Origin of the sequence: Sphingomonas cellulosilytica, assembly GCF_052321755.1 — a bacterium.
Lineage (GTDB): Bacteria > Pseudomonadota > Alphaproteobacteria > Sphingomonadales > Sphingomonadaceae > Sphingomonas.
In genome coordinates, this window is record NZ_JBQRTT010000001.1 from 23,553 (window position 1) to 48,879 (window position 25,327).

General features: G+C 69.6%; 21 protein-coding genes, 1 pseudogene and 1 other annotated feature. Of the genes and pseudogenes, 7 read left to right on the forward strand and 15 right to left on the reverse strand.

Annotation, left to right across the window (positions count from 1 at the left end; translation table 11 throughout):
* The first annotated feature begins 22 nt into the window (after nucleotides 1–22).
* Complete coding sequence (locus ACTZQ5_RS00075) at nucleotides 23–988, forward strand: 2-hydroxyacid dehydrogenase (protein ID WP_443583116.1); 966 nt, start codon at nucleotides 23–25, stop codon at nucleotides 986–988.
* On the opposite strand, the gene ACTZQ5_RS00080 is transcribed toward ACTZQ5_RS00075, so the two are convergent.
* From ACTZQ5_RS00080 to ACTZQ5_RS00105, 6 genes are all read right to left on the reverse strand, one after another.
* Complete coding sequence (locus ACTZQ5_RS00080; RefSeq protein ID WP_443583117.1) at nucleotides 978–2,147, reverse strand: MFS transporter; 1,170 nt, start codon at nucleotides 2,145–2,147, stop codon at nucleotides 978–980. The genes ACTZQ5_RS00075 and ACTZQ5_RS00080 overlap by 11 nt on opposite strands.
* 59 nt (nucleotides 2,148–2,206) lie before the next feature.
* Nucleotides 2,207–3,856, reverse strand: coding sequence for a Na+/H+ antiporter (locus ACTZQ5_RS00085; protein ID WP_443583118.1), 1,650 nt, complete (start codon nucleotides 3,854–3,856; stop codon nucleotides 2,207–2,209).
* A 135-nt stretch (nucleotides 3,857–3,991) separates the two neighbouring features.
* Nucleotides 3,992–4,354: a DUF4440 domain-containing protein gene (locus ACTZQ5_RS00090; protein WP_443583119.1), complete on the reverse strand. Its 363-nt coding sequence runs from the start codon at nucleotides 4,352–4,354 to the stop codon at nucleotides 3,992–3,994.
* 56 nt (nucleotides 4,355–4,410) lie between these two features.
* A complete protein-coding gene (locus ACTZQ5_RS00095) occupies nucleotides 4,411–4,875 on the reverse strand; it encodes a DUF4126 family protein (RefSeq protein ID WP_443583120.1) in 465 nt (154 codons plus the stop codon).
* 38 nt (nucleotides 4,876–4,913) lie between these two features.
* On the reverse strand, nucleotides 4,914–6,464 hold the full coding sequence (locus tag ACTZQ5_RS00100; protein ID WP_443583121.1) for a PAS domain-containing hybrid sensor histidine kinase/response regulator family protein: 1,551 nt from the start codon (nucleotides 6,462–6,464) through the stop codon (nucleotides 4,914–4,916).
* A gap of 139 nt (nucleotides 6,465–6,603) precedes the next feature.
* Nucleotides 6,604–7,920 carry a chloride channel protein gene (locus ACTZQ5_RS00105; protein WP_443583122.1) on the reverse strand — a complete coding sequence of 439 codons (1,317 nt, stop codon included), beginning with the start codon at nucleotides 7,918–7,920 and terminating at the stop codon, nucleotides 6,604–6,606.
* Nucleotides 7,921–8,126: 206 nt separating this feature from the next.
* On the opposite strand from ACTZQ5_RS00105, the gene ACTZQ5_RS00110 reads away from it, so the two are divergent.
* Nucleotides 8,127–10,523, forward strand: coding sequence for a hypothetical protein (locus ACTZQ5_RS00110; RefSeq protein ID WP_443583123.1), 2,397 nt, complete (start codon nucleotides 8,127–8,129; stop codon nucleotides 10,521–10,523).
* On the opposite strand, the gene ACTZQ5_RS00115 is transcribed toward ACTZQ5_RS00110, so the two are convergent.
* Both ACTZQ5_RS00115 and ACTZQ5_RS00120 read right to left on the reverse strand, forming a co-directional pair.
* On the reverse strand, nucleotides 10,504–10,677 hold the full coding sequence (locus ACTZQ5_RS00115) for a hypothetical protein (RefSeq protein ID WP_443583124.1): 174 nt from the start codon (nucleotides 10,675–10,677) through the stop codon (nucleotides 10,504–10,506). The two genes, ACTZQ5_RS00110 and ACTZQ5_RS00115, sit on opposite strands and share 20 nt — an antisense overlap.
* A gap of 52 nt (nucleotides 10,678–10,729) precedes the next feature.
* Nucleotides 10,730–11,206 carry an Lrp/AsnC family transcriptional regulator gene (locus tag ACTZQ5_RS00120; RefSeq protein WP_443583125.1) on the reverse strand — a complete coding sequence of 159 codons (477 nt, stop codon included), beginning with the start codon at nucleotides 11,204–11,206 and terminating at the stop codon, nucleotides 10,730–10,732.
* Nucleotides 11,207–11,336: 130 nt separating this feature from the next.
* On the opposite strand from ACTZQ5_RS00120, the pseudogene ACTZQ5_RS00125 reads away from it, so the two are divergent.
* Nucleotides 11,337–11,747, forward strand: a pseudogene (locus ACTZQ5_RS00125) (EamA family transporter); the annotation flags it as partial.
* Between the two features lie 519 nt (nucleotides 11,748–12,266).
* On the opposite strand, the gene ACTZQ5_RS00130 reads toward ACTZQ5_RS00125, so the two are convergent.
* The 4 genes from ACTZQ5_RS00130 to ACTZQ5_RS00145 form a co-directional block, all read right to left on the reverse strand.
* Nucleotides 12,267–13,760, reverse strand: a complete 1,494-nt coding sequence (locus ACTZQ5_RS00130; RefSeq protein ID WP_443583126.1) for a SulP family inorganic anion transporter — start codon at nucleotides 13,758–13,760, stop codon at nucleotides 12,267–12,269.
* Nucleotides 13,761–13,827: 67 nt separating this feature from the next.
* Nucleotides 13,828–13,883, reverse strand: a sequence feature (sul1 is cis-regulatory element that is thought to sense ions involved in sulfur or methionine metabolism; They are found in Alphaproteobacteria).
* 50 nt (nucleotides 13,884–13,933) lie between these two features.
* Nucleotides 13,934–14,710 (reverse strand): exodeoxyribonuclease III, encoded by a 777-nt coding sequence (gene xth, locus ACTZQ5_RS00135; RefSeq protein ID WP_443583127.1) that lies wholly within the window; start codon nucleotides 14,708–14,710, stop codon nucleotides 13,934–13,936.
* A 19-nt stretch (nucleotides 14,711–14,729) separates the two neighbouring features.
* Nucleotides 14,730–14,915 (reverse strand): helix-hairpin-helix domain-containing protein, encoded by a 186-nt coding sequence (locus tag ACTZQ5_RS00140; RefSeq protein WP_443583128.1) that lies wholly within the window; start codon nucleotides 14,913–14,915, stop codon nucleotides 14,730–14,732.
* A 173-nt stretch (nucleotides 14,916–15,088) separates the two neighbouring features.
* A complete protein-coding gene (locus tag ACTZQ5_RS00145; protein ID WP_443583129.1) occupies nucleotides 15,089–16,723 on the reverse strand; it encodes a ShlB/FhaC/HecB family hemolysin secretion/activation protein in 1,635 nt (544 codons plus the stop codon).
* Between the two features lie 204 nt (nucleotides 16,724–16,927).
* Between ACTZQ5_RS00145 and ACTZQ5_RS00150 the strand changes: the two genes are divergently transcribed.
* A complete protein-coding gene (locus tag ACTZQ5_RS00150; protein ID WP_443583130.1) occupies nucleotides 16,928–18,994 on the forward strand; it encodes a FecR domain-containing protein in 2,067 nt (688 codons plus the stop codon).
* Between the two features lie 295 nt (nucleotides 18,995–19,289).
* On the opposite strand, the gene ACTZQ5_RS00155 is transcribed toward ACTZQ5_RS00150, so the two are convergent.
* Nucleotides 19,290–20,006 carry an IS6 family transposase gene (locus ACTZQ5_RS00155; protein WP_443583131.1) on the reverse strand — a complete coding sequence of 239 codons (717 nt, stop codon included), beginning with the start codon at nucleotides 20,004–20,006 and terminating at the stop codon, nucleotides 19,290–19,292.
* Between the two features lie 197 nt (nucleotides 20,007–20,203).
* Entirely contained in the window at nucleotides 20,204–20,890 is a 687-nt protein-coding gene (locus ACTZQ5_RS00160; RefSeq protein WP_443583132.1) for a glutathione S-transferase, read from the reverse strand.
* Nucleotides 20,891–21,011: 121 nt separating this feature from the next.
* On the opposite strand from ACTZQ5_RS00160, the gene ACTZQ5_RS00165 reads away from it, so the two are divergent.
* Entirely contained in the window at nucleotides 21,012–21,902 is an 891-nt protein-coding gene (locus ACTZQ5_RS00165) for an alpha/beta hydrolase (RefSeq protein ID WP_443583133.1), read from the forward strand.
* Nucleotides 21,903–21,945: 43 nt separating this feature from the next.
* Here ACTZQ5_RS00165 and ACTZQ5_RS00170 read toward each other — a convergent pair whose 3' ends face one another.
* Nucleotides 21,946–22,890 carry a Gfo/Idh/MocA family protein gene (locus tag ACTZQ5_RS00170; RefSeq protein WP_443583134.1) on the reverse strand — a complete coding sequence of 315 codons (945 nt, stop codon included), beginning with the start codon at nucleotides 22,888–22,890 and terminating at the stop codon, nucleotides 21,946–21,948.
* Nucleotides 22,891–23,248: 358 nt separating this feature from the next.
* On the opposite strand from ACTZQ5_RS00170, the gene ACTZQ5_RS00175 reads away from it, so the two are divergent.
* Together ACTZQ5_RS00175 and ACTZQ5_RS00180 are read left to right on the forward strand one after the other, a co-directional pair.
* Nucleotides 23,249–24,256, forward strand: coding sequence for a zinc-dependent alcohol dehydrogenase family protein (locus tag ACTZQ5_RS00175; protein ID WP_443583135.1), 1,008 nt, complete (start codon nucleotides 23,249–23,251; stop codon nucleotides 24,254–24,256).
* Nucleotides 24,257–24,341: 85 nt separating this feature from the next.
* Nucleotides 24,342–25,322 (forward strand): aldo/keto reductase, encoded by a 981-nt coding sequence (locus tag ACTZQ5_RS00180; protein WP_443583136.1) that lies wholly within the window; start codon nucleotides 24,342–24,344, stop codon nucleotides 25,320–25,322.
* Nucleotides 25,323–25,327: the final 5 nt, after the last annotated feature.

Below are 25,327 nucleotides of genomic sequence, written 5' to 3' on the forward strand. Positions count from 1 at the left end.
AGCGACGCCCTATCGCCGTGGCATGACCCGCCCCGACATCCTGATGCCCGCCGCCATGCCGGCGGACGTCATCGCGGCGCTCGATGCGCGCTTCGTGCTGCACCGCCTGTGGGAGCAGGAGGATCGCGAGGCGTATCTCGCCGCGGTCGCCCCGCGCATCCGCGGGCTGGCGGCGAGCACGCTGGCCGGACGGCTGGATGCCGGCTGGTTCGATGCCCTGCCCGCGCTGGAGATCGTCGCGAGTTTCGGCGTCGGCTACGACAGGATCGATGCGGCCGCCGCCGCGGCGCGCGGGATCGTCGTCACCAACACGCCGGGCGTGCTTGACGAGGAGGTGGCCGACCTTACCCTCGGGCTGCTGCTGGCGACGCTGCGCCGCCTTCCGCAGGCGGATCGCTACGTGCGCGATGGCTTGTGGCCGGGCGGCCCCTTCCCGCTGTCGCCGACCCTGCGCGGGCGCCGCGTCGGCATCATCGGCCTCGGCGCGATCGGCAAGGCCGTGGCGCGCCGGCTGGCCGGGTTCGGCGTGCCCATCGCCTATCATGGCCGGTCCCGACAGGCCGGCGTCGCGCACGCCTATCACCCGTCCGCCGTCGACCTTGCCGCGGCCTGCGACGTGCTGATCGCGGTGGTGCCCGGCGGCGCGGCGACGCGGCATCTGGTCGATGCGGCGGTACTGGCGGCGCTGGGGCCGGACGGCGTGTTCATCAACGTCGCGCGCGGCAGCGTGGTCGATCAGGATGCGCTGGTCGCCGCTTTGGCCGACGGCACCATCCTGGCGGCGGGGCTCGACGTGTTCGCCGACGAGCCGCACGTGCCGGACGCCCTGCGCGCGATGGATAACGTCGTGCTGCTGCCGCATGTCGGCTCCGCCTCGCACCACACGCGCGCGGCGATGGGGCGGCTGGTGGTCGACAATCTGGCGGCATGGTTCGACACCGGGCGCCCGCTCACCCCGGTTGCCGAGACGCTGGCGCTTATCGGCTGACCGGTGCCAGCCGCTCGGCGAGGATGACGGCGGCGAGCATCGCCAGCGTCAGCACCGCGATGCCCAGGCCCAGCGCCTGCCACCCCGCCGCTTCGACCAGCAGACCGCCGAGCGGCGGGCCGAGCAGCGCGCCGCCGGCACCGAACTGCGTCAGCAGGCCGTTGGCGCTGGCGATGCGCGGATCGTGCGGCCGGTCGGCCCCGGCCAGCAGCGGCAGGCGCGCGAACAGCAGGGGCGAGACGATGCTGCCGATCCCCACCACCAGCACCGCACAGCCGCCGGCGCCGACGAGGCCCGGCGCAGGACCGAACAGCAGCGGCGCGAGCACCGCCGCCGCGATCAGCGCGCCCGCGGCGATGGCCACCGTCCGCCGCGACGACAAGGCGCCATGCCGCAGCAGCCGCAGCGCCACCACGAAGGCGGGCAGCGCCGCGAACGAGGCGACGGCCGCGATCAGCCCCGCCTCGCTCACCCCCGCCCCGCGCCGCTCGATCAGAAACGTCGGCAGCAGCATGGTGAGCGCGCACAGCGACAGTGTGTAGAGCCCGAAGGCGAAGGTCGCGACCCAGGCGGCGGGACGCGGCAGCACGACGCGCGGCTCCTCGTCGCAGGCGATCGGCACCCGCCAGGCCGGCAGCAGCGCAGCGGCGAGCAGCGCGGCCCATAGCGCCATCGTGCCGCTAGCGCCGAGCGGCCCGACCGCCACGCTGGTGATCGCGCCGCCGACCGCCATGCCGACGGGCACGAAGCTGCTCCACAAGGCGAGCGCGCGCGGCCGGCTGCGCGCGTCGGCCAACGCGGCGATCGCCGTGGGTGCGGCGATCACCACCAGCAGATAGGCGATCCCTTCCAACGCCCGGCCGACGAACAGCAGCGTCGCATCGCGCGCCAGCGCCTCGGCCAGTCCGGTCGCCGCCAGCAGCGCCACCCCGGCGAGCAGCGCGCGCCGGCAGCCGACCCGGCCGAGCGCCAGCCCAGCGCCGAAGCCGAGCAGCCCGCCGCCGACCTCCATCAGCGAGATGAGCAGCCCCGTCTCGGCGAGCGACAGGTCGAAGCGCACGCGCAGCAGCGGCGCCAGCGTGGCGAATTTGGCAAGCTGCGCGGCGGCAAGCACGCCGAGCAGCCAGAGCGTGACGATCGATATCCAGGGGCGGGCCATGGCGGACGGCTAGCCGCTGCCGCGCGATCCTGCGACCGCTAAGATCGCCGCCGGCGCCGCTATCGCATGCCGAGCCGCGTCAGCCGCGCATCGGCGAGGTCGAGTTCGCGACCCAGCTGTTCGGCCAGCGTGACGCTGATCTCGCGCCGTTGCGCCAGATCGAACAGCGCCTGGCGTTCCGCACGGATGCCGGCGAGCCGCAACGCGCGTTCGATGGCGCGGTCGCGCGCCTGCTCGTCGCGTTGCGCCTGGTCGCCCGTCACATCCTCGATCCGCTCGCGATATTGCGCCATCAGCCGCGCGGCGACATCGGTGTAGCGATCGGCATCGTCGGCTTCGCACAGCGCATGCTGCGCGCGCTCGATCGCGGTGATCGCGGCCTTGGCAGTGATCGTGCGGGCCTGGTCGCGCGCCGTCGTCGCCCCTTCCTCGGGGGGCAGGCTGAGGTCGCGCAGCAGGATCGGCAAGCCGACCGCGGCGATGACCAGCGAGGCGAGGATCACGCCCGATGCCAGCAGGATCAGCAGGTCGCGCGCGGGGAACGGCGCGCCATCCGGCATCGCCAGCGGCAGGGTCAGCGCGCCCGCCAGGGTGATCGCGCCGCGCGCGCCCGCCACCGACATGGCGGCGATCACCCGGCGCGGCGGGCTGCCGGCGCCCTCGTGCCCGCGACGGCGCGCGCGGAACAGGGTGAACTGGAGCGACAGCCAGACCCAGCCATAGCGCAGCACCGCCAGCACCGCGACGATCGCCGCGACATAGGCGAGCAGCCACCAGGCGCTGTCGTGGCCGGTGCCGGCGAGCGCCGCGCGTGCCCCCCGGAACAGCTCGGGCAATTGTTCGCCGAGCAGCACGAAGATGACGCCGTTGAGGGTGAATTGCAGCATGTCCCACACTGCGCGCCGGCGGATGCGGGTCGAGGCGCCGGTGTCGACGCCGCTGCCGGCAAAGGTCATCGTGATGCCCGCCGCCGCCGCGGCGAGGACGCCGGAGGCGTGGACATGCTCGGCGGCGAGATAGGCGCCGAACGGGATCAGCAGGCTGACGAGGATGTTCGAGCCGGTGTCGTCGCCGAAGCGCCGCGCGACCAGCGCCTTGCCCTGCACCGCCGCCCAGGTCAGCGCCGCGCCGATCGCGACGCCGCCCAGCGCGGTCCAGGCGAAGGTGCCGATCGCATGCGGCAGCGAGAAGGCGCCGCTGAGCGCGGCGGCGATGGCGAAGCGCAGGCAGACGAGCCCCGACGCGTCGTTGAGCAGCGATTCCCCTTCCAGGATGTGCATCATCCGCTTGGGGATCGCGACCTTCTGCGCGATCGCGCCCACCGCGATCGGATCGGTCGGCGAGACTACCGCGGCCAGGGCGAAGGCGACCGCCAGCGGCATCGCCGGCACCAGCCAGTGGACGAACAGGCCGAGCCCCAGCACGGTAAGGAACACGAGGCCGAGCGCCAGCCCGAGCACGATGCGGGCGTCGCGGAACAGCTCGTCCTTGGGAATGCGCCAGCCGTCGAGGAACAGGAGCGGCGGCACCAGCAGCAGGAAGAACAGCTCCGGATCGAGCTCGACGCGGATGCCGGCGAAGCTGCCGATCAGCGCGCCCAGCGCGATCTGGACGAGCGGGCGCGGTAATGCCGAGGGCAGGATGCGGGCGACGATGCCGCTGACGACCACGGCAAGCAACAGAAACAGGCAGAGCGCAACGATATCCAAATGGTCATCTCCCGGGGAACCGACCGCCTAGCACGGATCGGCCCGCCGCGCGCGCTCTCCTGCATCAAGGGCGCGGTCACCTCCCTTTCGCGCGTCCCGAACGACACACGGGCGGCGTCGTTCGGGAGCCGGCGTTCAGCCCGCGGTGGTGGCGAGGACCGGCGTCTGCTGATGCTGCACCACGCGCCACACCTCATGCTCCAGGCGGCGGATGACCGAGGTGCAATGCGCCTCATACGTCTCATCGCCGCGATGGGCGCGGACGCGATAGCCGATCACGATCAGCCCTTCCTGCGGGCGCGACACCTGCCGTTCGTCGAGGTCCGCGCCGTCCCACACCGGGGTCGCCGCCACTGCCTCGATCGCCGCATCGCCACGGTAGACGAACGGCGGCTGCGGCAGGACCATGACGACCTCGTCGTCCACCTTCTCACGGTAATTGTCGGGACCCTCGGTCCATAGGCTTTCCTCGAAGCTCCACAGGCGGCTGTCGTCCATCGTCGTCACTCCCGGTGTTGGATGGGGTGAAGCCGCCCGCGGGCCCGAATGTTCCCTTACCCCTTGATCCCGACCAGTTTCGGCGAGGTGATCGCAAGGCCGCTGCCGAACACGATCGCATCCTCGACGAAGCCCGTCGCCGTCTGCCCGAAGCGCCGCATCGCCGCGCAGCGCAGCCGCCAGCCGAGATAGGAGGAGGCCAGCGCCGTTCCCACGGCGACCGCGGCGCCCAGCACGCGCCGGTCGCGCGGGGCGACCGCCGCGCCGGCATAAGCGGCGGTGACGCTGCGCACGGCAAGGCCGATCGGCACGATGCGATCGGGCGCGGTCTTCATCTTGTCACCCGCCATTTCCGCCGCGGCGAACGCGGCTGCGCCTGCCGCGACCACCGGATTTTCCATCAGCGATTGCAGCGGCAGCGCGGCGGGCAGCTCCTTACGCCGGGTTGCCGTCGCCACCACGGCGAGCGGCGTGATGCCGCGCTGGCCCGCGACGAGGCCGATGAGGAAGGAGCGAATCATGACGGTGCCTCCGATAGGGATTACCCGGACACAATCCGTCAGATCGCTTCGATATCCCTCGCCGCGGCGGGATGTGCGGTATCGGGCGTGTTGCCCAGTACGGCGACGATCCCTTCCACCGAATAGGGCTTGCGCACGAAGTCGAAGCCATGGTCGCCATCCTCGGCCAGTGCATCGCTGTAGCCGCTGGTCAGCACGACCCGGATCTGTGGCCAGCGCTCCGTCGCCAGCCGGGCTAGATCGAGGCCGCTCATCCCCGGCATTATGACATCGGTGAAGATCAGGTCGAACTTGGCCGCCGCGACCTCCAGCAGCGCGACCGCCGCCTCGCCGTTCTGCACCCAGGTGACGATCTGGCCCATCTCCTCGAACAGTTCGCGGGCGAAGGCGCCGACCGCCTCGTTATCCTCGACCAGCAGGATGCGGCGGGTGCCGGGGTTCGCATCCGGCCGCTTGCGGCGGGCGGCACGCTGCGCCAGCCCGCCGTCGGCCAGCGGCAGGAACAGGGTGAAGGTGGTGCCCTGGCCGATCGCGCTGTCGACGTCGATCTCGCCGCCCGATTGCTTGGCGAAGCCGTGCACCTGGCTGAGGCCCAGCCCCGTCCCCTTGTGCAGCCCCTTGGTGGTGAAGAAGGGTTCGAAGATATGCCGCATCGTCTGCGGGTCGATGCCGCCGCCTTCGTCGGTGACGGTGACGGCGGCGAAGCGGCCGCTCGCGGCGCCATGGCCGCGCACCGCCGGCACGCCGTCCGCCGGCCGGCAGGCGACGCGCAGGCCGCCGCCCGCGGGCATCGCATCGCGGGCGTTCACCACCAGGTTGAGCAGCGCCGTCTCGAACTGGTTGAAATCGGCGTAGACGAGGGCGGGTGCCGCCGCCTCGATGGTCAGCCGGATCGCGGGGCCGGTGCTCGTTTCGATGATCGGGCGCATCGCGGCGAGGCGTTCGGCGATGTCGAACACCTCAGGCTTCAGCGGCTGGCGGCGGGCGAAGGCGAGCAGCTGCGCGGTCAGCGCCGCGGCCCGATCGGCGGTATCGGCGATCGCATCGATGTAGCGGTCGTGCTTCGCCGGATCGAGGCCGGGTCGCCGCAGCAGGTCGACCGACGAGCGGATGATCGTCAGCAGGTTGTTGAAATCATGCGCGACGCCGCCGGTCAGGCGGCCCACCGCCTCCATCTTCTGCGCCTGTGCCATCGCCTCGCGCGCGCGCTCCACCTCCTGCTGCGCCAGCCAGCGTTCGGTGAGGTCGCGCGTCACCTTGGCGAAGCCGATCAGCCGGCCGGCATCGTCGCGGATCGGATCGATCAGCACGCTGGCGCGGAAGCGCGTGCCGTCCTTGCGCATCCGCCAGCCTTCGATGTCGTATTTGCCCTCGCTCTCCGCGATGTGCAGCGCCCTTGCCGGTTCGCCGGCCTGGCGATCCTCTTCGGTGTAGAAGCGCGAGAAATGCTGACCAATGATCTCGTCGGCCGTATAGCCCTTGAACCGTTCGGCGCCCGCGTTCCAGCTGGCGACATGGCCCTCCGGGTCGAGCAGGTAGATGGCGTAATCCTTGACCGCCTTGACCAACAGCGCAAAGCGTTGATCCACATCGATTTCGTTCAGCACAGCTGCGTCGTCCGACCCCATCGCCGGCCGCTCACGACGCGCGACCGATTCCCATCCTCTCGGTCAGTGGCGCTAACCTTTCAACCGCTTTTTGGCGGGCGAGGCACGGCGATAGCGCCGGTCAGCGCATCGCAAAGGTCCTGGACAGGCCGTGGTAGAGTTTTTCCCGGCATATCAAGGCGCTGGTGCCATCGGCGATGAAGGCGGTGGCGAACATCGGCAGCATCAGCCCGCGGCTGACTGTGGTTTCGGACAGGATGATGACCGCGGTCAGCGGTGCACGGACGACGCCGGCGAAATAGCCGACCATGCCGAGGATCACGATCGCCGACGAGGGCGATCCGGGGAAGACGGAGCGCAGCAGGTTGCCGATCCCAGCTCCCACCGCCAGCGACGGCGCGAAGATGCCGCCGGGCAGGCCGGCGACCGCGGTGGCGAGCGTCGCGATGAACTTGGCGGGACCGAACCACAGCGGCGCATCGACGCCGACGATCATCGCCCGCGCCGCGCTGTAGCCGGTGCCCCAGGTGAGGCCGGTCGCGCAGCCGAGCGCGCCGACCACCAGCCCGCACAGCGCCGCGAAGACGACCGGCTGCCGCTTCGACCAGCGGGTGACGCGATGGGTGCCGGTGGCGAGCGTCAGCATCAGGCGCGAGAACGCGCCGCCCGCAATGCCGCCGACGACGCCTGCGACCGGCACCGCGACCAGCGCCGGGCCGAGCGCCATATGCGCGCCGATCAGGCCGAAATACACGTAATCGCCCTGCACCGATTGCGCGACCATGCCGGCGATGACGATCGCCGCGATGACCAGCAGCGTCACCCGCTGCTCATAGGCCGAGGCGAGCTCCTCGATCGCGAACAGCAGGCCGGCGAGCGGGGTGTTGAACGCCGCGGCGACGCCGGCCGCGCCACCCGCGATCAGCACCGCGCCGCGCAGCGGCACGCGCAGCAGCCGGTGGCTGAGCCCCATCACCGCCGCGGCGATCTGCACCGTCGGCCCCTCGCGCCCCACGGAGGCGCCGCCCAGCACCGCGGCGAGCGTCAGCAGCGCCTTGCCCACGACCGTCGGGATCGACACCAGCGACCGGGTCGCCCGTTCGGGATCCTGCTGCGCGGCGATCACCTGCGGGATGCCCGATCCGCGCGCGAGCGGGATGTAGCGGCGGGTCAGCCACACCAGCACGGCAAAGATCAGCGGCGTCGTCACCAGCGGCGCATAGGGATGGCGCTCGACGTAGCGATTGAACATCGCGCCGGCCGAATCGGCAGCCTCGGCAAAGACCGTGGCGGCGAGGCCGATCGCGACGGCGCCCATCAGGATCGCGATGCGGGTGCGGAACTGCACCGATCGCGGCCCACGGGCGCGCAGCAAGGCGCGATACCGCGACGGGGTCCATTTGCGCGCTCCCGCCCGGGTCGTCCGCAGTCCAGCCATGCCCGCCCGCTTACAGGCCCCCGGCGAAAAGGCCAGCCGCGGCGATCCCTTTCGGACATATATCGCGCGCACGACGATCCCGACGGCGCCGAAACCGACTAGCGCCGCACACGCGTCCCTGCATCCGGCCTCATTCTGAACACAGGTCGGCGGCAAGGACGCGCGGGTCCCATGGCGCTCTTGCGAGACGGATCGAATCCAGCCTCATGTCGCGTTTCCTTCGCAATCTCGGCCTCTCCCTCCTGCTGGTCGCGACCTGCGCCGTGCGGGCGACGCCGGCACAATTCGACCTCACCGGTCCGCGCCTCGACGTCGCGGTGACGCGCGGTGGCGCCACGCTGCCGCTGGAATGGGTGCCGAACCTCGCCGAGGGCGACCGGATCGCGATCAAGCTCGATCTGCCGGCCGGGCAGACGGACCGGTTCCGGCTGGTCGCCGCCTTTCTGCGCGGCGCGACCGACCGGCCGCCGCGCGACTGGTTCCACGACACGCTGAGCGGCAAGGCCAAGAACGGCGACCTGTCGCTGGTCGTACCCAAGGGCGCCCAGCAACTCGCGCTGTTCGTGCTGCCCGAACGGGGCGGCGGCGCCAATGCGATCGTCAGCGCGGTCCGCAAGCAGCCCGGCACCTTCGTGCGCGCGGTGCAGGACCTCAACCAGGCCTCGCTCGACCGTGCCCGGCTCGACACGTTCCTCGACCTGCTGCTCCAGGCGGCGGCGAAGGACCCCGAGAGCGTCAACGCCACCTCGCAGATGCTCACCCGCAGCCTGTCGATCAAGCTGAAGGCGGAATGCCTGCAACAGCCCGCCGACTTGCAGGCCGCGTGCCTGACCGGCGACCGCGAGACATTGCTGTTCGCCGATACGCACAGTTCGGCGCTCGCCGACACGCTGGCGGGGGCGCCGACCGACCTCGCCTTTCAGATCAGCGCGACGCCGCAGGGCGGCTATGGCACCTACAGCTCGTACATCGGCGTGATGCGCGACATCTTCCGCCTGTTCGGCGCGTTCCAGTCGACCCAGTTGCAATTCGTGCCGGCGCTCGCGCGGATGGGCGGGGATCGCATCACCCTGCTGCTCAACACGCCGCTCTCCTTCGGCAAGCCCGCCTCGGTGATGGTCATCGGCCTGCCCGCGATCGAGGCGCCCAAGCCGCCGCCACTGCGTGCGACCGATGGCAGCGCCTTGCTGTGCGCGCGCGCCGATGCGGTGCTGCCGGTGGAGGGGGCGCCACTGGTCTATGCGACCCGCTACGCCCACGACATGCGGGTGCGCGTGACGCGGCAGGACGGCACGCCGATCGACCTGCCCGTCCATGCCGATCCGCGCCGCGGCGGCTTCGTGCTCGACCGCGCCCTGCCCGACCAGGGCTTCGCGCCGGTGGTCGAGGCGCGGCTGCACGGCAACTGGGGGTTCACGCCGTTCGAGGGGCCGCGCCTCACCCTCTCCGATCCGCGGGTCAATCGCTGGGCGGCGCCCGCCGGCGCATCGCTGGTCGTCGGCCGCGACAACAGCCTGGAGCTGACCGGCGACGGCGCCGGCTGCATCGGCGCGGTGACCATGCGGCGCGGCGACGGCGCACCCCAGCCGCTGACGTGGAAGCAGAGCGGCCAGCATGCGATCACCCTTGCCATACCGCTCGACAAGGCGACGCCCGGCCCCGTCACGCTGACCGTTTCCGGCAGCGCTCAGGCCGCGCCCGTCACCCTGACGCTGCCTGCGTTGCAGGAGGTCGGCCGGCTCGACGACCTGACGCTTGCCGCGGGTGACGACGAGGCGGTGTTGACCGGGTCGCGGCTCGATCAGGTGCGCAGCGTGACGATCGGCAAGGCGACGCTGCAACCGGGCGCGCTCAGCCGCGCCGACGGCAGCGACCGGCTGGTGCTGGTGCCCGCCGATCCTGCGGCGCTGCGCGCGCTCGGCGCCGGCACGCGCCTGGCCGCGGCCGTGACCTTCACCGGCGACCGGCACAAGACGGTTCCCCTCACCGTCGCGCCGGCGCGTCCCGATCCGGTGCTGCTCCAGCGCAGCGCCCGGCCGCCGCAGCGCACCGGTGCGCTCGCCATCGCGCTATCGCCCGACGACGCCTTCGCGCAGGACGCCGCGGTCAGCTTCGCCTTCCGCCTCGATGCCGGCAGCCCGCTGACCGGGCGCGAGATCGTCGAGGTCGCCGCGGCGGACGGCGGCGCGAGCGTGCAGCGGACGGCGGGCAAGGGCTATGACGTGCAGGATGCGACCACCGGCATCGTCAGCCTGGTGCCGCGCGACCGGCTGGGGCCGCTGGTCCACGGCCGCCTGCGCTTTCGGGTCATCCAGGGTGGCGTCGCCTCGCGCTGGGCGCCGCTCGGCACCGCGATCCGCCTGCCCGAGGTGCACGGCCTGACCTGTCCGTCGGCGACGCGCTGCATCCTGGATGCGGATCGCCTGTTCCTCGTCCGCGCCATTGCAACCGATGACCGGTTCGCCACCGTGCAAGCGGTGCCCGACGGCTTTACCGGCAACACGCTCGACCTGACGATCCCCGCCACCGCCAAGGCCAAGCTCTACCTGCGGCTGCGCGACGCGCCTGAGGCGATCGGAATGGTCAGCCCCGGCGCGCCTTGACCAGCGCCAGCCCGGACAGGCCGCACAGCGCCAGTGCGAGCGCAAACCCGATGCCCGCGCCCCAGGCCGCGCCGCCCGATCCCGCCAGCCACCCGCCCGCCGCCATGCCGATCAGCGGGAGGACGACGAGCGACAGGCAACCGGCGGCGATCATCCCGGCAGTGTAGCCCCCTCTCCATCGGAACGGAACCGGTCGATCGGCGCAGTCAGGGTACGGCGACCTCCGCGCCCGCCTTCACCCGATCGAGCGCGATCAGGCTGCGGAAGCTCGCCACCGCCGCGTTCTGCGTGAACAGGCGGCGGGTCAGCGCCTCGTAGACGACCATGTCGGTGGTCACGATCACCAGCACGAAACTGATGCCGCCGGTGACGTAATAGCATTGCTGCACCTCGGGCGTCGCGAGGAACACCGCCTTGGCGGCCGCCACGGTATGGGGGCGCTCGTCGGTCAGCTGCACCTCCACCATCGCGGTGATCGTCAGGCCCAGCGCACGCGGATCGAGGATCGCGACATTGTGCCGGATGATGCCGGCATCCTCCAGCGCGGCGATCCGCCGCTGCACCGCCGCGGTCGACAGGTTCACGGCGGCCGCGATCGTGCGCTGCGGCGTCTTCGTATCGACCTGCAGGATGCGCAGGATCGCCCGGTCGAACGGATCAAGCGTCGGACGGCGGGAGGACATGCTGCGGGCCATGCGCGAGTAATTGTTGCATTCGGGCGGCTGAGCAAGCGCACATCGCTCGCCGGTGACGTGATAGGCGAAAGGCTGAGACAGCGGGACACCATCCATGATCGCATCGCAGGCGCCGGGCATGGGCCAGGATCGCACCGCATCGGGCATCGCCTGCGGGATGGCAGCGGGTGCGCTGTGGGGCCTCGTGTTCCTGGCGCCGGCGCTGGTGCGCGAGGCGACGCCGCTGCAACTCGCGATCGGGCGCTACCTCGCCTATGGGCTGATCTCCGCCATGCTGGTCGCGCCGCGCTGGCGAGTGCTGACCCGGCTGCTGGCACGGCGCGACTGGCTGGCGCTGGCGTGGCTGTCGGTCGCCGGCAACACGCTATACTATGTGCTGCTGTCGACCGCGGTGCAGACCGGCGGCATCGCGATGACCTCGCTCGTCATCGGCTTCCTGCCCGTCGCGGTCACGATCATCGGCAGCCGCGATGCCGGTGCGGTGCCGCTCGTGCGGCTGGCGCCGTCGATCCTGTTGTGCACCGCGGGCGTCGCCTGCATCGGCTGGCAGGCACTGGGGCGGTCCGCATCGACCGGCACCGCGCTGCCGCTGGTCGGCCTGAGCTGCGCGGTCGGCGCGCTGGCGTCGTGGACCGCCTACGCGGTCGGCAATGCCCGCTGCCTGGCGCGGCTGCCGGCGGTGTCCGCCCATGACTGGAACCTGCTCACCGGGATCGTCACCGGGGCGCAGGCCACGGCGCTGATCCCGTTGAGCGCGGCGATCGAGCCGGCCCGGCACCAGGCGCAGGGCTGGGCGATGCTGGCGGCGGTGTCGATCGGGGTCGCCCTCCTGGCTTCACTGGCCGGCAATGCGCTGTGGAACCGGATGAGCCGGCTGCTGCCGCTGACCATGGTCGGCCAGATGATCCTGTTCGAAACGCTGTTCGCGCTGCTCTACGGCTTCCTGTGGGAACGCCGCTGGCCGCTGCCGCTGGAGGTCGCCGCCTTCGCCCTTGTCGTGGCGAGCGTCTTGTCCTGCATCGCCGCGCATCGCCGGCATGCGCGGCGGTCAGTGCGGCACGGCGCCGAGCTCGAACCCGGTCTTGTCGTGGAGCGCGAACCGGTCGATCAGGTCGGCGCTGGCGCGGTTGTAGCCGATCACGGTCACCTCCGATCCATCCCGCCGCAGCCGGGCGACGATCTTGTCGAGCGCCGCCACGCCTGAGATGTCCCAGAAATGCGCCGCCGACACGTCGATGGTGACGGCGCGCCCGCCCTCGGCGGCGAAGGCGCGGGTGAAGCGATCGACGGAGGCGAAGAAGATCTCGCCGGAGACGCGATACGCCACCCCTCCGGCGCCGCCCTCGTCCGCGCGCTCGACGGCGAACATGCGGCGCACCTTGCCTGCGAAGAAGATGCCCGACAGCAGCACGCCCGCCAGCACGCCGCGCGCGAGGTCGTGGGTCGCGACCACGACCGCGACGGTCGCGAGCATGACGACCGACGAGGTCGGCGGATGCCGGCGCAGGTTGGCGATCGAATTCCAGCTGAACGTGCCGATCGACACCATCACCATCACCGCGACCAGCGCGGGCATCGGGATACGCCCGACCACCGGGCCGAGCACCGCGAGCAGGAACATCAGAAAGGCACCCGCGACGAAGGTGGACAACCGCTTGCGGCCGCCGGAGGTGACGTTGATGACCGACTGGCCGATCATCGCGCAGCCACCCATGCCGCCGACCAGCGCCGCCGCCATGTTGGCCGCCCCCTGCCCCATGCATTCGCGACGCTTGTCGCTGTCCGTGTCGGTCATGTCGTCGACGATCTGCGCGGTGAGCAGCGATTCGAGCAGGCCGACCGCGGCCATGGTCAGCGAAAACGGCAGGATGATGCGCAGCGTCTCCAGCGTCAGCGGCACGTCCGGCAGCGCCAGGCTGGGCAATCCTTCGGGCAGGCGCCCCATGTCGCCGACGGTGCGCACCGGCAGGCCCATGGCGATGCTGACGATCGCCAGCAGGACGATCGCGACCAGCGGCGACGGCACCGCCCGCGTGACGCGCGGCAACAGGTAGATGATCGCCAGCCCCGCCGCGACCATCGCATAGGTGTGCCAGCTGACCCCGACGAGCTGCGGCAGCTGCGCCATGAAGATCAGGATCGCCAGCGCGTTGACGAAGCCGGTGATGACCGATCGCGAGACGAACTGCATCAGCAGGTCGAGCCTGAGCAGCCCCGCCGCGATCTGGATCACGCCCATCAGGATGGTGGCCGCGAAGAGGTAGGGCACGCCGTGGTCGCGCACCAGCGGCGTCACCACCACGGCGACCGCCGCGGTCGCCGCCGAGATCATCGCCGGCCTGCCGCCGAGCAGCGAGATGACGATCGCGATCGCCACCGAGGCATAGAGGCCGACGCGCGGATCGACGCCCGAGATGATCGAAAAGCCGATCGCCTCCGGGATCAGCGCCAGCGCGACGACGATGCCGGCCAGGATGTCGCGGCGCGCTTCGCCGGCACCGGCGAACCATTCGGTTCGGAAACGGGAGAGTGGGTGGGTCATTGCCTGTCGTGAACGCAACACATGCCGGCCGCACGCGCGAAGGCGGCGCCTGTTCGGATCATGTGGAGGTTGCCCGGCGGATCGGCGGCCGGGATAGCCACCCGGATTTGCACCGGGTCCATGCGGATGGCGCGTCTTATCCCCAGCGGCCGCGATCGCGCAAGCCCGCAGGTTTATTCGTTCGCGAGCGTGATCCAGACGGGCGCATGGTCGCTCGACTTGTCCCGGCCGCGTACCGCCCGGTCCACGCCCGCATCGCGCAGCCGCGGTGCCAGCGACGGGCTGAGCAGCAGGTGATCGATGCGCAGGCCGGCATCGCGGCCATAGGCGTTCCGCAGGTAATCCCAGAACGTATAGAGCGTCGCATCGGGATGGACGGTGCGGAGCGCGTCGGTCCACCCTTGCGCCACCAGCCGGGCAAAGGCGGCGCACACCTCCGGCGCGAACAGCGCATCGTCCTGCCAGCGTTCGGGTTTGTAGACGTCGCGGGGCGTCGGCATGACGTTGTAATCGCCCGCCAGCACGACTGGCAGGCCGGTGTCGACCAGCGTCTGCGCATGGGCGATCAGCGCATCGAACCAGCGCATTTTATAGTCGAACTTCGCGCCTGGACGCGGATTGCCGTTGGGCAGGTACAGGCAGCCGATCAGCACGCCGTCCACCGCCGCCTCGACATAGCGGCTCTGGGTGGGATCGGGATCGTCGGGCAATCCGCGCCGCGTCTCGACCGGCAGATCGCGCCGGCTGAGGATGGCGACGCCGTTCCAGCTCGGCTGACCGTGCCAGATCGCGTGATATCCCGCCTCCTCCAGCGCGAGGCGGGGGAAGCGCGCCTCCGGCGCCTTCAGCTCCTGCAGGCAGACGACATCGGGGCGGCATTCGGCCAGCCAGTCGAGCAGCACCGGCAGGCGGCCGTTGATGCCGTTGACGTTATAGCTCGCGATCCGCAACGCGCGCGCCGCCCGTGCGTCAGACGCTCAGCTGTCCGCGCGTCGCCTCGTCCAGCTTGCCGGACAGGCCGGGCACCTCGTCGAGCTGGCGCAGGCTGGTGAAGCGTCCGCGCTCCTCGCGATACCGCACGATCTCGAAGCCATGGCCACGCAGCCCCTCGACGGCGTCGAGTTCGTCCTGGTTCGCGGTGTTGATATCGGTCACTGGCCGGTCCTCGTGGTGGATGACATGCCACGGCGACGTTGCCGGTCCATGCGAACCGATCCAACCCCCGTCCGCCCGATCGGTTCATCGCTTCGCGGCGGAGGATCGGCATCGGACGTTGCGAGAGCGCTTTGCGCCCTGAAGGTCCGGTGACGGAAAACACCGCCGTCCGATCAGAATATCCGCGACAGGCGCAGCGAGATGCGCGGGGTACGGTCGCCGGTGTCGAAGCGATCGGAATTGAGCGGCAGCGCCACCTCCACCATCCCGTCGATCCGGCCCGTACCCGCGCGCAGGCCGACGCCGCTCGACGCCAGCGAACCGCCGCCGAAGCCGTCCCGCAGGTTGCGCACGACCCCGCCATCGACGAAGCCGTAGACTTGCGTCCGGTCGATCACCCCGGCGATCAACCGACCGGTGTCCGCGCGCAATTCCGCCGAGCCCATGATCCCCTGGTCGCCGGTCCGCTCGGCATAATCGTAGGCGCGCGCGAACACCGGCCCGCCGATGCCGATCTCCGCCGTCGCGAGCAGCGGCCGCGAGGCGAGCTGGCCGGCCGAGGCGAGCACGATGCTGATCGGGCGCGACAGATGCGTCGTCCAGTCGAAGGTATAGGTCGCCGCGACGAAGCGCGCATCGCCATCCGGCCGCGAGATGAACCGGTCGCCTTCATGCGACACGCCGGCCAGCGGCAGGCCGGCGACGGCGGACACCTCGCCGCGGAACACGCCGCCGGCCAGCGGCGTGAAGCCGTTGACCGATCCGGTGAAGGTGGACAGCCGGTCGGCGCGCAGCCGCTGGCCGGCGAGCGACTGGTCGATGCTGACCGCCCGCCATTCCGCCGTGGCCCACAAGGCTTCGCTGCGACGGCGCAGCAGCGGCCGTGCATAGGTGACCGCCAGATCGCCGCTGTTGCCGATCACGTCGAGCGCGGCGAGCGACGCACCCGGATGGGACCGGCCGATCGATCCTGATACCGCCAGGATCGATCCCGCGGCATCGACCGGCGCGGCATAGCGCAGGCGGAGGAAGGCGAATTCGCTCGGCTGGATCGGCGTCTGCGCGACGATGATGCCCAGCTCGTCGCCATCGGATGCGACGTTGCGGATATTGCCGAGCAAGGTCGAGCGGATCGGCCCCACCTCCTTGCTGCCGCGGTTGTCGATCTGGAGGTAGGCGCTCGCGCGATCCTGATCGATGGTGACGAGCAGGATGCCGAAACCCTGCTGGCGGACGTAGCGGGTCTGCTTCACCGTCACGCCGGGCATGTCGGCGAGGAGCGACAGCGCCCGCTCCAGCGTCGCCTGGCGGACGGGGCCGTGCGTGACGAGCACTTTGACCAGCAATGCATCCGCAGCGGCGTTCCGTGCGCCGACCACGCGCACGGCGTCGATCCGGCCGGGGTCGAGCGTGACGCGCAGGATGCCGTCACGCATCGGCTGCGGTTCGACCGATGCCGTGGCGAAGGGGAAACCCCTGGCCTGCGCCACTGCCGCGACATCGCCCGCCAGCTTGGCGAGATCGGCACGGTCGAGCGCGCGACCGGTCGCGTTCGCCAGCACCTGCGCATAGGCGGCAGCCGGCAGCAGGCCGCCATCAGCGACGGTGATGGCGGTGATCGTCGGCGTGCGCTGGGCGGTGTCGGCGATGCCGGCCGGTGTCGCCACCTCGGTGGTGGCAGGCGGCTGCGTCACGTCCGGGCCGGGCGCCGGCAGCGATTTTTCGGTGATCGTCGGATCGGCGCGATCGAGCCGCACCTGTGCCCCCGCCACCCCCGCCTGGGCGAGGCCGAGGGCCGCCAGCGACATTGCCTGAATCGTCCGGTATCTACGCATCGTATCCCCACTCATCGCCAAGGGGCCTAGACGCGGCAGTGTTGGCATTTGGTTACCGCCGCATTTGCGATGGCGACGCGAGACATTCGGGTAACCATTCCGATCAAGCGGTTCGCAACGCTTCCCTGTCTATCAGCCCATGCTTGGGCGGTTCTCGCCCGACAGGGGAAAACGATAATGCGCAAGCTGGTGCTCGCCGTTCTGGCGACGTCCTGTTCGACTGCGGGGCTCGCCGCCTCGCGCGGCTGGACGATCAGCGAGGCGAGCGGCGGGGTCGTCGTCGCCCATGCCGGCCTCAGCAAGGCCGCGACGCGCGGCCTCGCCATCGCGGCGGGCGACACGATCACCACGGCCAAGGGCGGCCGGGCGGTGCTGGTGCGCGGCACGGAATTCATGATGATCGCGCCCGACACCCGGCTGCGCCTGCCCAGCGACAGCGAGGAGGCGAGCGGCCTCACCCGCATCGCCCAGGAATTCGGCAACGTCGTCTTCATGATCAAGAAGAAGATGACGCCGCATTTCGAGGTGAAGACGCCCTACCTCGCCGCAGTGGTGAAGGGCACCACCTTCAGCGTCAACGTCGGCGATTCGGGCACCGCGCTCCAGGTGCTGGAAGGCGCGGTCGAGGTGGCGACGCCCGACGGCGGCGCACACGACCTGATCCTGCCGGGCTCCGTCGCGCTGGTATCGTCGCGCGACCGCTTCCGCATGGAGGTGGAGACCGGCGGCGTGCGCCGGGTCATCCAGTCGCCGGCCGCACCGGCCATCGCGACGCCTGAACCGGTGGCCGACACGGTGGTGACCGCGGATACGGCGGCAGCGCCCGCGACGGCAGCGGCGACTGCCGCACCGGTCGTCGAGGTCGCGGCGCTGTCGCAGGCGGTCTATGCCGCACCGGTGTCGTTGCAGCAGACCACGGGTGGTATGGTGCAGGGCACGATCGGCGTCGAAACGAACGCGGCGCTCGCCTCGGTGGCGGCGGCGACGCGGGTCGCGACGGAGGCATCGTCCTCGGCGGTCAAGGTGATCGAGGCGGCAACCGAAGTCGCCACGACCCGCGCCAGCGCAGCGGCAGCGGAAAAGGCGAGCGCCGAGGCGGCCGCCGCCGCGCAGGCCAAGGCGGAGGCCGATCAGGCGGCACAGATCGCCGCCGCGGCCGCCGCCAAATCGGCGGAGGACGCCGCGCGCGCCAAGGCCGAACAGGATCAGGCAGCGGCGGCGCGCGTCGCCGCTGCGGCGGCGGCCGACGCGACGGCCAAGGCCGCGGCGGCGGCGGCCGATGCGGCGGCGCGCGCGGAAGCGGATCGCGTCGCCAAGGAGGCCGCGCAGGCCAAGGCGCTCGCCGATGCCGCCACCGCGCAGCAGGCCGCCGACGCGGCGCGCAAGGCGGCCGAGGACAAGAGCGCGGAGGACGCGGCCAGGGCCGCCGCCGCCATCGCGCAAAAGGCGCAGGACGATGCGCGCGCCGCGGCCGATGCCGCCGCGGCGGCCGAGGCGCAGCGTGTCCAGCAGGAGGCGCAAAAGGCGGCGGCGCAGGCCGCGGCGGACCAGGCCGCCCGTGACGCGGCCAAGGCGGCTCAGGACGCCGCCGCCTCGCAGGACGCGGCGGCCAAGGCCGCGGCCGACCAGCTCGCCGCGCTCGCAGCGAGGGCGGCCAGCGATGCCGCCAGGGCCGCCGAGGCCGCCAGCCAGGCCGCCGCCGACAAGGCGGCGCGCGACGCGCAGAAAGCGGCGGCGGATCAGGCCGCCCAGGCGATGAAGGACGCCGAAAAGGCGGCGCGCGATGCCGCCGACAAGGTCGCAGCCGACAACGCCAAGCTCGCCGACCAGGCAGCCAGGGACGCGGACAAGGCCGCCAAGGAGGCTGCGAAGGCCGCCGCCGATGCCGCGCAGGCGGCAGCGGACAAGGCCGCCAAGGACGCGGCCAAGGCAGCCTCCGACGCACAGGCCGCCAAGGCGGCGGACGACGCCAGGAAGGCGGCGGACGATGCGACCAAGGCCGCATCGGACAAGGCCGCCAAGGATGCAGCCAAGGCGGCAGCCGACGCCCAGAAAGACGCCGCCAAGGCAGCCGCGGACGCCGCCAAGGCGCAGGAACAGGCCGCCAAGGACGCCCAAAAGGCAGCCGACGACGCCGCCAAGGCCGCAGCCAAGACCTCCAACGACATCCTGAAGGGCGTGACCAAGGCCGCCGAAGACGCCGCCAAGCAGATCGCCGACAAGTTGATCGGCAAGAAGGGATAACGCCGGCGGACTATCGCCGTGCGGAGAACCCGTCCTTCATGCCGATGCGGCGTTCACCGGCATCGGCCTGAAGGATATGATGGAATGGCGGCATGGAGCTGCCCTCGCCTGCCGCAGATGGCGCACGACGTGGCGCCGAACCGCACCCGCCAAGCGGCTCGACAGGGTTCGCGACGCTTCCGCACCCGAATGCTTTCAGGCCGAAATTTTATTGGTTCGTGAAAAATGTGGCGGAGCTGTCAGTTTAAGGCGGACGCGTCTCCGGTGCTAAAGCTTCGATCAATAAGCCCGCAGATCAGCTGACGAGCACTCGCCAATCATCCAGTGCGGCTGAGCGTCGTTCCTTGTAGGTGTGTCGGTCGGTGAGATGGCGCTCCAGGCTGAAGTGGTTGTGGACGTTGGCGTGGACAGAAGCGAACTTCTGCAGGCTCTTCATCTGTCGGAAGCGGAGCATCGCCCGCTCCCGTCGTCGGAACGGCAGGTGTGAGTTCTCCACCCTGTTGTTGGCCCAGCGGCCCACCTCCTGGCGGTCAACATTGCCAAGCTCGTTCATCGCGGCACGATAGCTGCGCAGACCATCGGTGGTGATCGCCTCAGGCGAACCGTGACGCTTCAGCGCCTTCTTCATGAAGGTGAGCGCAGCTGCCTTGTCCCGCGTTCTGGTGACGTAGCTTTCCAGCACCTCGCCTTCATGATCGACCGCTCGCCACAGGTAGACCATCTCGCCGTTCAGCTTCACGTACATTTCGTCCAGGTGCCAGCGCCAGTGGCGAAAGCCACGCATGCGGCTTACCCGCCTGCGGCGCACCTCGCCGGCGAACATCGGCCCAAACCTGTTCCACCACATCCGCACCGTCTCATGGCAGATGTCGATGCCGCGCTCGAACAGCAGGTCTTCCACATTCCGCAGCGATAGCGGGAAGCGGACGTACATCAGCACCACAAGGCGGATCACCTCGGGCGATGAATTGAAGTAGCGGAACGGACTGGCTGGCTTGCGCGGGCGAGGCATGCCCTCACCTACCCTGCCCTGATTACCAGCCGGTGCACTTGGGCTGACAGAACCCACGTGAGGCATCGCGGCGGAAGGGACCCAGGAACGGTCGTTCAGAGCGCCCAGCCCGCTTCCCGACTCCGGTCGCTCATTCATCTTGGCGGCCGGCGCTTACCAACCGCTCCGGGCAGCTGCCCGGCTAGCCTTATTGAGAATTAGAGGAATGCGGGGCAGTCGGGCTGCAACTCGGCGTTCGCGGGCGGATCGACCCGCGCCCCGCCTTGCATGATGACAATCCGCTCGCCCGGACACCATGGCGCGACCCGGTACATGATCCGCCGGAACAGATCGGAGGCAAGGTGCGCTGTGAGCCACGTCTGCAAATGTTGCAGCGTCAGCGTGTCGAACCATCCGCGATCGACCGCGGCGAATTGCCGGACGAACGGCATGATCGCCGCATCGGCGATACCCATGCGTATTCCGGCGAGCTGTCCCGTGGAGCCTAGGCGGGCATCGAGTTCTCGCAGGAACAAAAGGCCGAGATCGCGATGCTCGGCCGCGTTCGAACCGTGCCGGTCGGGATATTTATACCGGTCGAGATGGTGCTTGAAGCTTCCGTCGTTGCTGGCGATCAGGGCCGGATCGTCGCGTGCCAGCCAGTCGTCCGGATCGCGGAGCGACAACGCCCATCGCATGATCGCGAGACTTTGGTCGATCACCGCGCCATCGGCGGTTCGCAGAATTGGCACGGTACCCTTGGATGAGATCGCAAGCATCGCATCGGGCTTGGCCGAGAGACGAACCTCGCGAAGTTCATAGCGCACGGCACTGACGGCCAGTGCCAGTCGCGCACGCATCGCATAGGGGCAACGACGAAAGCTGTAGAGGATGGGATCGGCCATCACCCCCTATGCGGCGCAGGGGCGGCGTTTGAAAGGTACGCGGGGCGTGCCCCACCCGGCCACGTCGGCTACGCTGCGAGAAAACGGGAGGACGCACCATATGATCCGGAGCAGGAATGGCATGAGGCGGCGCGGCGTGGGCCCGGGGATCGGCGCCTTGCTCGGGGCGTTTGCCACCGCCTGTTCGCCGCTTGGCGCCTTTGACAGGCTGGTGCCGAAGGATCGCGGCGGTACTCTGGTCGCTAGGGGGCTGGCCTACGGATCGGCGCCGCGCCAGCGACTGGACGTCTATGCACCGCGTGGCATTTGCGGGCAGCCGCGACCGGTCGTGGTGTTCTTCTACGGCGGCAGCTGGAACAGCGGGACGCGGGCGGGCTACGCGTTCGTTGGCCGCGCGCTCGCGGCGCAGGGGTTCGTGACCGTCGTCCCCGATTACCGACTGGTGCCTGACGTCCGGTATCCGGCGTTCGTCGAGGACGGTGCTGCCGCCGTGCGCTGGGTGCGCGCGAACGCCGACCGATATTGCGGCAATGGCCGCTCGGTCGTCCTGATGGGCCATTCGGCAGGCGCGTATATCGCCGCGATGCTGGCGGTCGATCCGCGCTGGCTGGGAGAGACGCGGTCGGTGGTGCGGGGGTTCGTCGGACTTGCCGGACCCTATGACTTCGCCCCGTTTGATGTGGATGCGAGCCGTGCGGCCTTCGGGCAGGCCTTTGATCCGGCGGAGACGCAACCAGTGACATGGGCGGGAACCGGTGACCCGCCCACACTGCTGCTCTACGGGACCAAGGATACCGTCGTGCGCCCCCGAAACAGCGAAGCGCTGGCCAACAGGCTCCGCGCGGGCGGCGTTGCCGTGAAGCAAAGGGCATACCCCAAACTTGGCCATGTCGGCATCCTGCTTGCGCTTGCCCGCCCCTTTCGCAACCGTGGACCGGTCCTGGCGGATGTCGCGAGGTTCATTCGGTCGACGGTGAAGGTGGATGACGCCGATCGTGGCCGAGACAGATGAACGTTCGCGTTTCGTTGGGCGCTTTCCGACTGCCGATAGTGAGTCAGATACGTTGTTGTTTGTCGCCGTCCTTGTAGTCCGCGCCAGCAGAGACTTCTCCACGAATGCCTGCCTCCGCATGGCGGACGACGGCCTCGCAAATCACATGCGTCGCCAAGATGGCGGCCGCATCGACCGGCCTGCGCTGCCGAACCGCGATCAGGAAATCGTCGCACATCGCTTCGAAGCCGCGTTGCCGTCCGACCGAAATCCAATCCGGCCGTCGTTGCACGCTTTGCGTACCCTGTGCTTCGACACGCTCGGCAAGGTTCCGCACGCTGTGCCGCATCCCACCACCGATGACGTCCAGACGCTCCTCATCGAGTCCGCTGTTCCGATGCATCATCCCGATTGCGGTAAACCCGTCGCCTGCCAGCGTGAGGGTGATGCCGTGCAGCATGTCGTTCACGACATGGGTTTCGATGGTGCGGCGGCGAACCGGCGCAGGGGTGAGCGACAGCAACGTATCGACGACGTGAATGAAGTCGTCGAAGACGACACGACGGGGCAGGTCCGGTTGCCGGTGCCGATGCTTTTCCATGACGACGAGGTTCGCATCGACGGCGCGCAAGGCGACATAGTCCGGCGCGAACCGCCGATTGAACCCGAGGACGAGCGGCGTGCCCCTCGCCGCAGCCAGGGTAACGAGCGCTTCCGTTTCAGAGAGGGTATCCGCGAGCGGTTTGTCGACGAAGGTGGGGATACCCCAGTCGATCAGAAGCCTGACCAGTTCGCCATGCGCGGGCGTGGCTGCATGGACGAAGGCGGCATCGAACGACGTCGCGGAAAGCGCGTCGGCCACACTGGCGTGCCGATTAACGATCCGGAACTCGCGACCGACTTCGTCGAGAACAACTTTGTTCCTGGTCGTGAGATGGATATCGAGATCGCCGCGCTGCGACAGCACCGGAAGATACGCCTTGCGGGCAATGTCGCCCAGCCCGATCATGAGTATGCGCATATCCATATCTTCCGGTCCACTACGATCGCCATCTGCGTCGGCTAAGGCTACGCAAGACCTTGCGTTCCCTGCAACCAGTAGTCAGGGCGACCCATAGTCGGTCAATCCAAGGCGCTCGACTGCTTCCCGGAAGCGGTCGTTCATTCATTATGGTCCGCCGGCTGATTCCGCGCGCTCTGGCATCGCCGCCGAACGGCCGTAGCCGGGCGAATGTAGCAACGGAGCATTTATGCAAGCGGGGCTGAACCTCGCCCCAATGTCCTCGCTTGCGCGTTCCGACGCCACCAGAGGCCAGCGCGCGTTAGCTCGCGAGTGTGTGGTTCGTGCGAGACAATGGAGTTTGATCATGAAGGCAATGGTTCTGCGCAGCCCGATTGGGCTTGATCTGCTAGCACTGGAGGAGCGCCCTGATCCCGGCGCCCCTGGCGCGGGCGAAATCCGGGTAGCGCTGCATGGCAGCTCGCTCAACTTCCACGATCTCGGCGTTGCGACCGGCCGGATGCCGACGGCGGACGGGCGCATCCCGCTGGCGGACGGCGCCGGCGTCGTTGAAGCGGTCGGCGAGGGCGTGACCGAGTTCCGGCCGAAAGATCGTGTTGTCTCCTGCTTCTTCCCGGATTGGCAGGATGGACCACCCACCGCCGGCGACTTCCGCCGCACACCCGGTGACGGGATCGACGGCTTCGCGCAGGAACATGTCGTTCTGCCTGCCACGGCGTTCACGCATGCGCCACGTGACTACGATGCCGTGGAGGCCGCCACGATCACGACGGCTGGGCTCACCGCATGGCGAGCCCTGGTCGGCGACGGCAAGCTCAAGGCCGGCGACACCGTGCTGCTACTCGGTACCGGTGGCGTGTCAATCTGGGCGCTTCAGATCGCCAAGCTCATGGGGGCGACGGTGGCGATCACGTCGTCGTCGGGTGCGAAGCTGGAGCGGGCGCGCGATCTCGGCGCCGACCATGTCCTCAACTACCGCGACCAGCCGGAATGGGGCCGTGCTATCGCCAACTGGACCGGGGGTCGCGGAGTCGACCATGTCGTCGAGGTTGGCGGGCCGGGCACGCTGGCACAGTCGATCGCTGCGGTACGTGTCGGCGGGCACATCTCGCTGATCGGCGTGCTGACCGGCAGTGCCGGCGAGGTGCCGACCGCGGCGCTCATGGCGAAGCAGGCGCGGCTGCAGGGACTGATCGTCGGCAGCCGGCGCGAGCAACAGGACTTTGTACGCGCCCTTGATGCCAGCGGCATCCGGCCGGTCGTGGATCGCCGCTTCGCGCTCGAGAAGCTGGCAGACGCGTTCCGCTTCGAGATGGGCGCGACGCACTTCGGCAAGATCGGCGTCGAATGGTGAGCCGATCGCGCTGAGGTCCGGCGCGGTAGGCGACTTCCTGCCAAGCCGTTCGTTGGACCCACAAACCCGAATTGCGAGAACAACGATGGATTATACCAAGCTCGGCAGCACCGGCCTCGACGTATCTCGGCTATGTCTCGGATGCATGACCTACGGCGTTCCCGACCGTGGCAATCACGCATGGACGCTCGACGAGGAAGCCAGCCGTCCGATCCTGCGCAAGGCGGTAGAAGCCGGCATCAACTTCTTTGACACGGCAAACGTCTATTCGGACGGCACGTCGGAGGAGATCGTCGGCCGCGCGCTGAAGGAATACACCCGCCGCGACGAGCTCGTGATCGCCACCAAGGTGCACGGCCGCATGCGCCCTGGTCCCAACGGCGCAGGTCTGAGCCGTAAAGCGATCATGACGGCAATCGACGCGAGCCTTGTGCGGCTCGGCACCGACTATGTCGACCTTTACCAGATCCACCGCTTCGATCACGAGGTGCCAGTCGAGGAAACCCTGGAGGCGCTCCATGACGTCGTGAAGGCGGGTAAGGCACGCTACATCGGCGCGTCCTCGATGTATGCCTGGCAGTTCGCGACCATGCTCCATGTGTCGGAGGCGAACGGTTGGACGCGGTTCGCTACGATGCAGAACTATCTGAACCTGCTCTACCGCGAGGAGGAGCGCGAGATGCTGCCGCTTTGCGCGGCCGAGGGTGTCGGTGTCATCCCGTGGAGCCCGCTGGCGCGTGGCCGTCTCACACGCGATTGGGACGACACGACCGAGCGGTCAAGGACCGACGAATTCGGCAGCACACTCTACGTGCATACCGCGGACGCGGACCAAAAGGTGGTGATGGCCGTGGCCGCAATCGCCGCCGAGCGCGGTGTCCCGCGTGCACAGGTGGCGCTGGCATGGGTGCTGGCGAAGCCTGAAGTTTCGGCACCCATCATCGGTGCCTCAAAGGCTGCTCACCTCGACGATGCGATCGCCGCGTTGGACCTTGGGCTGTCTGAAAGCGAAATTGCCCGACTGGAGGAGCCCTACGTCCCCCATACGGTTGTTGGCTTCTCATAGACCCC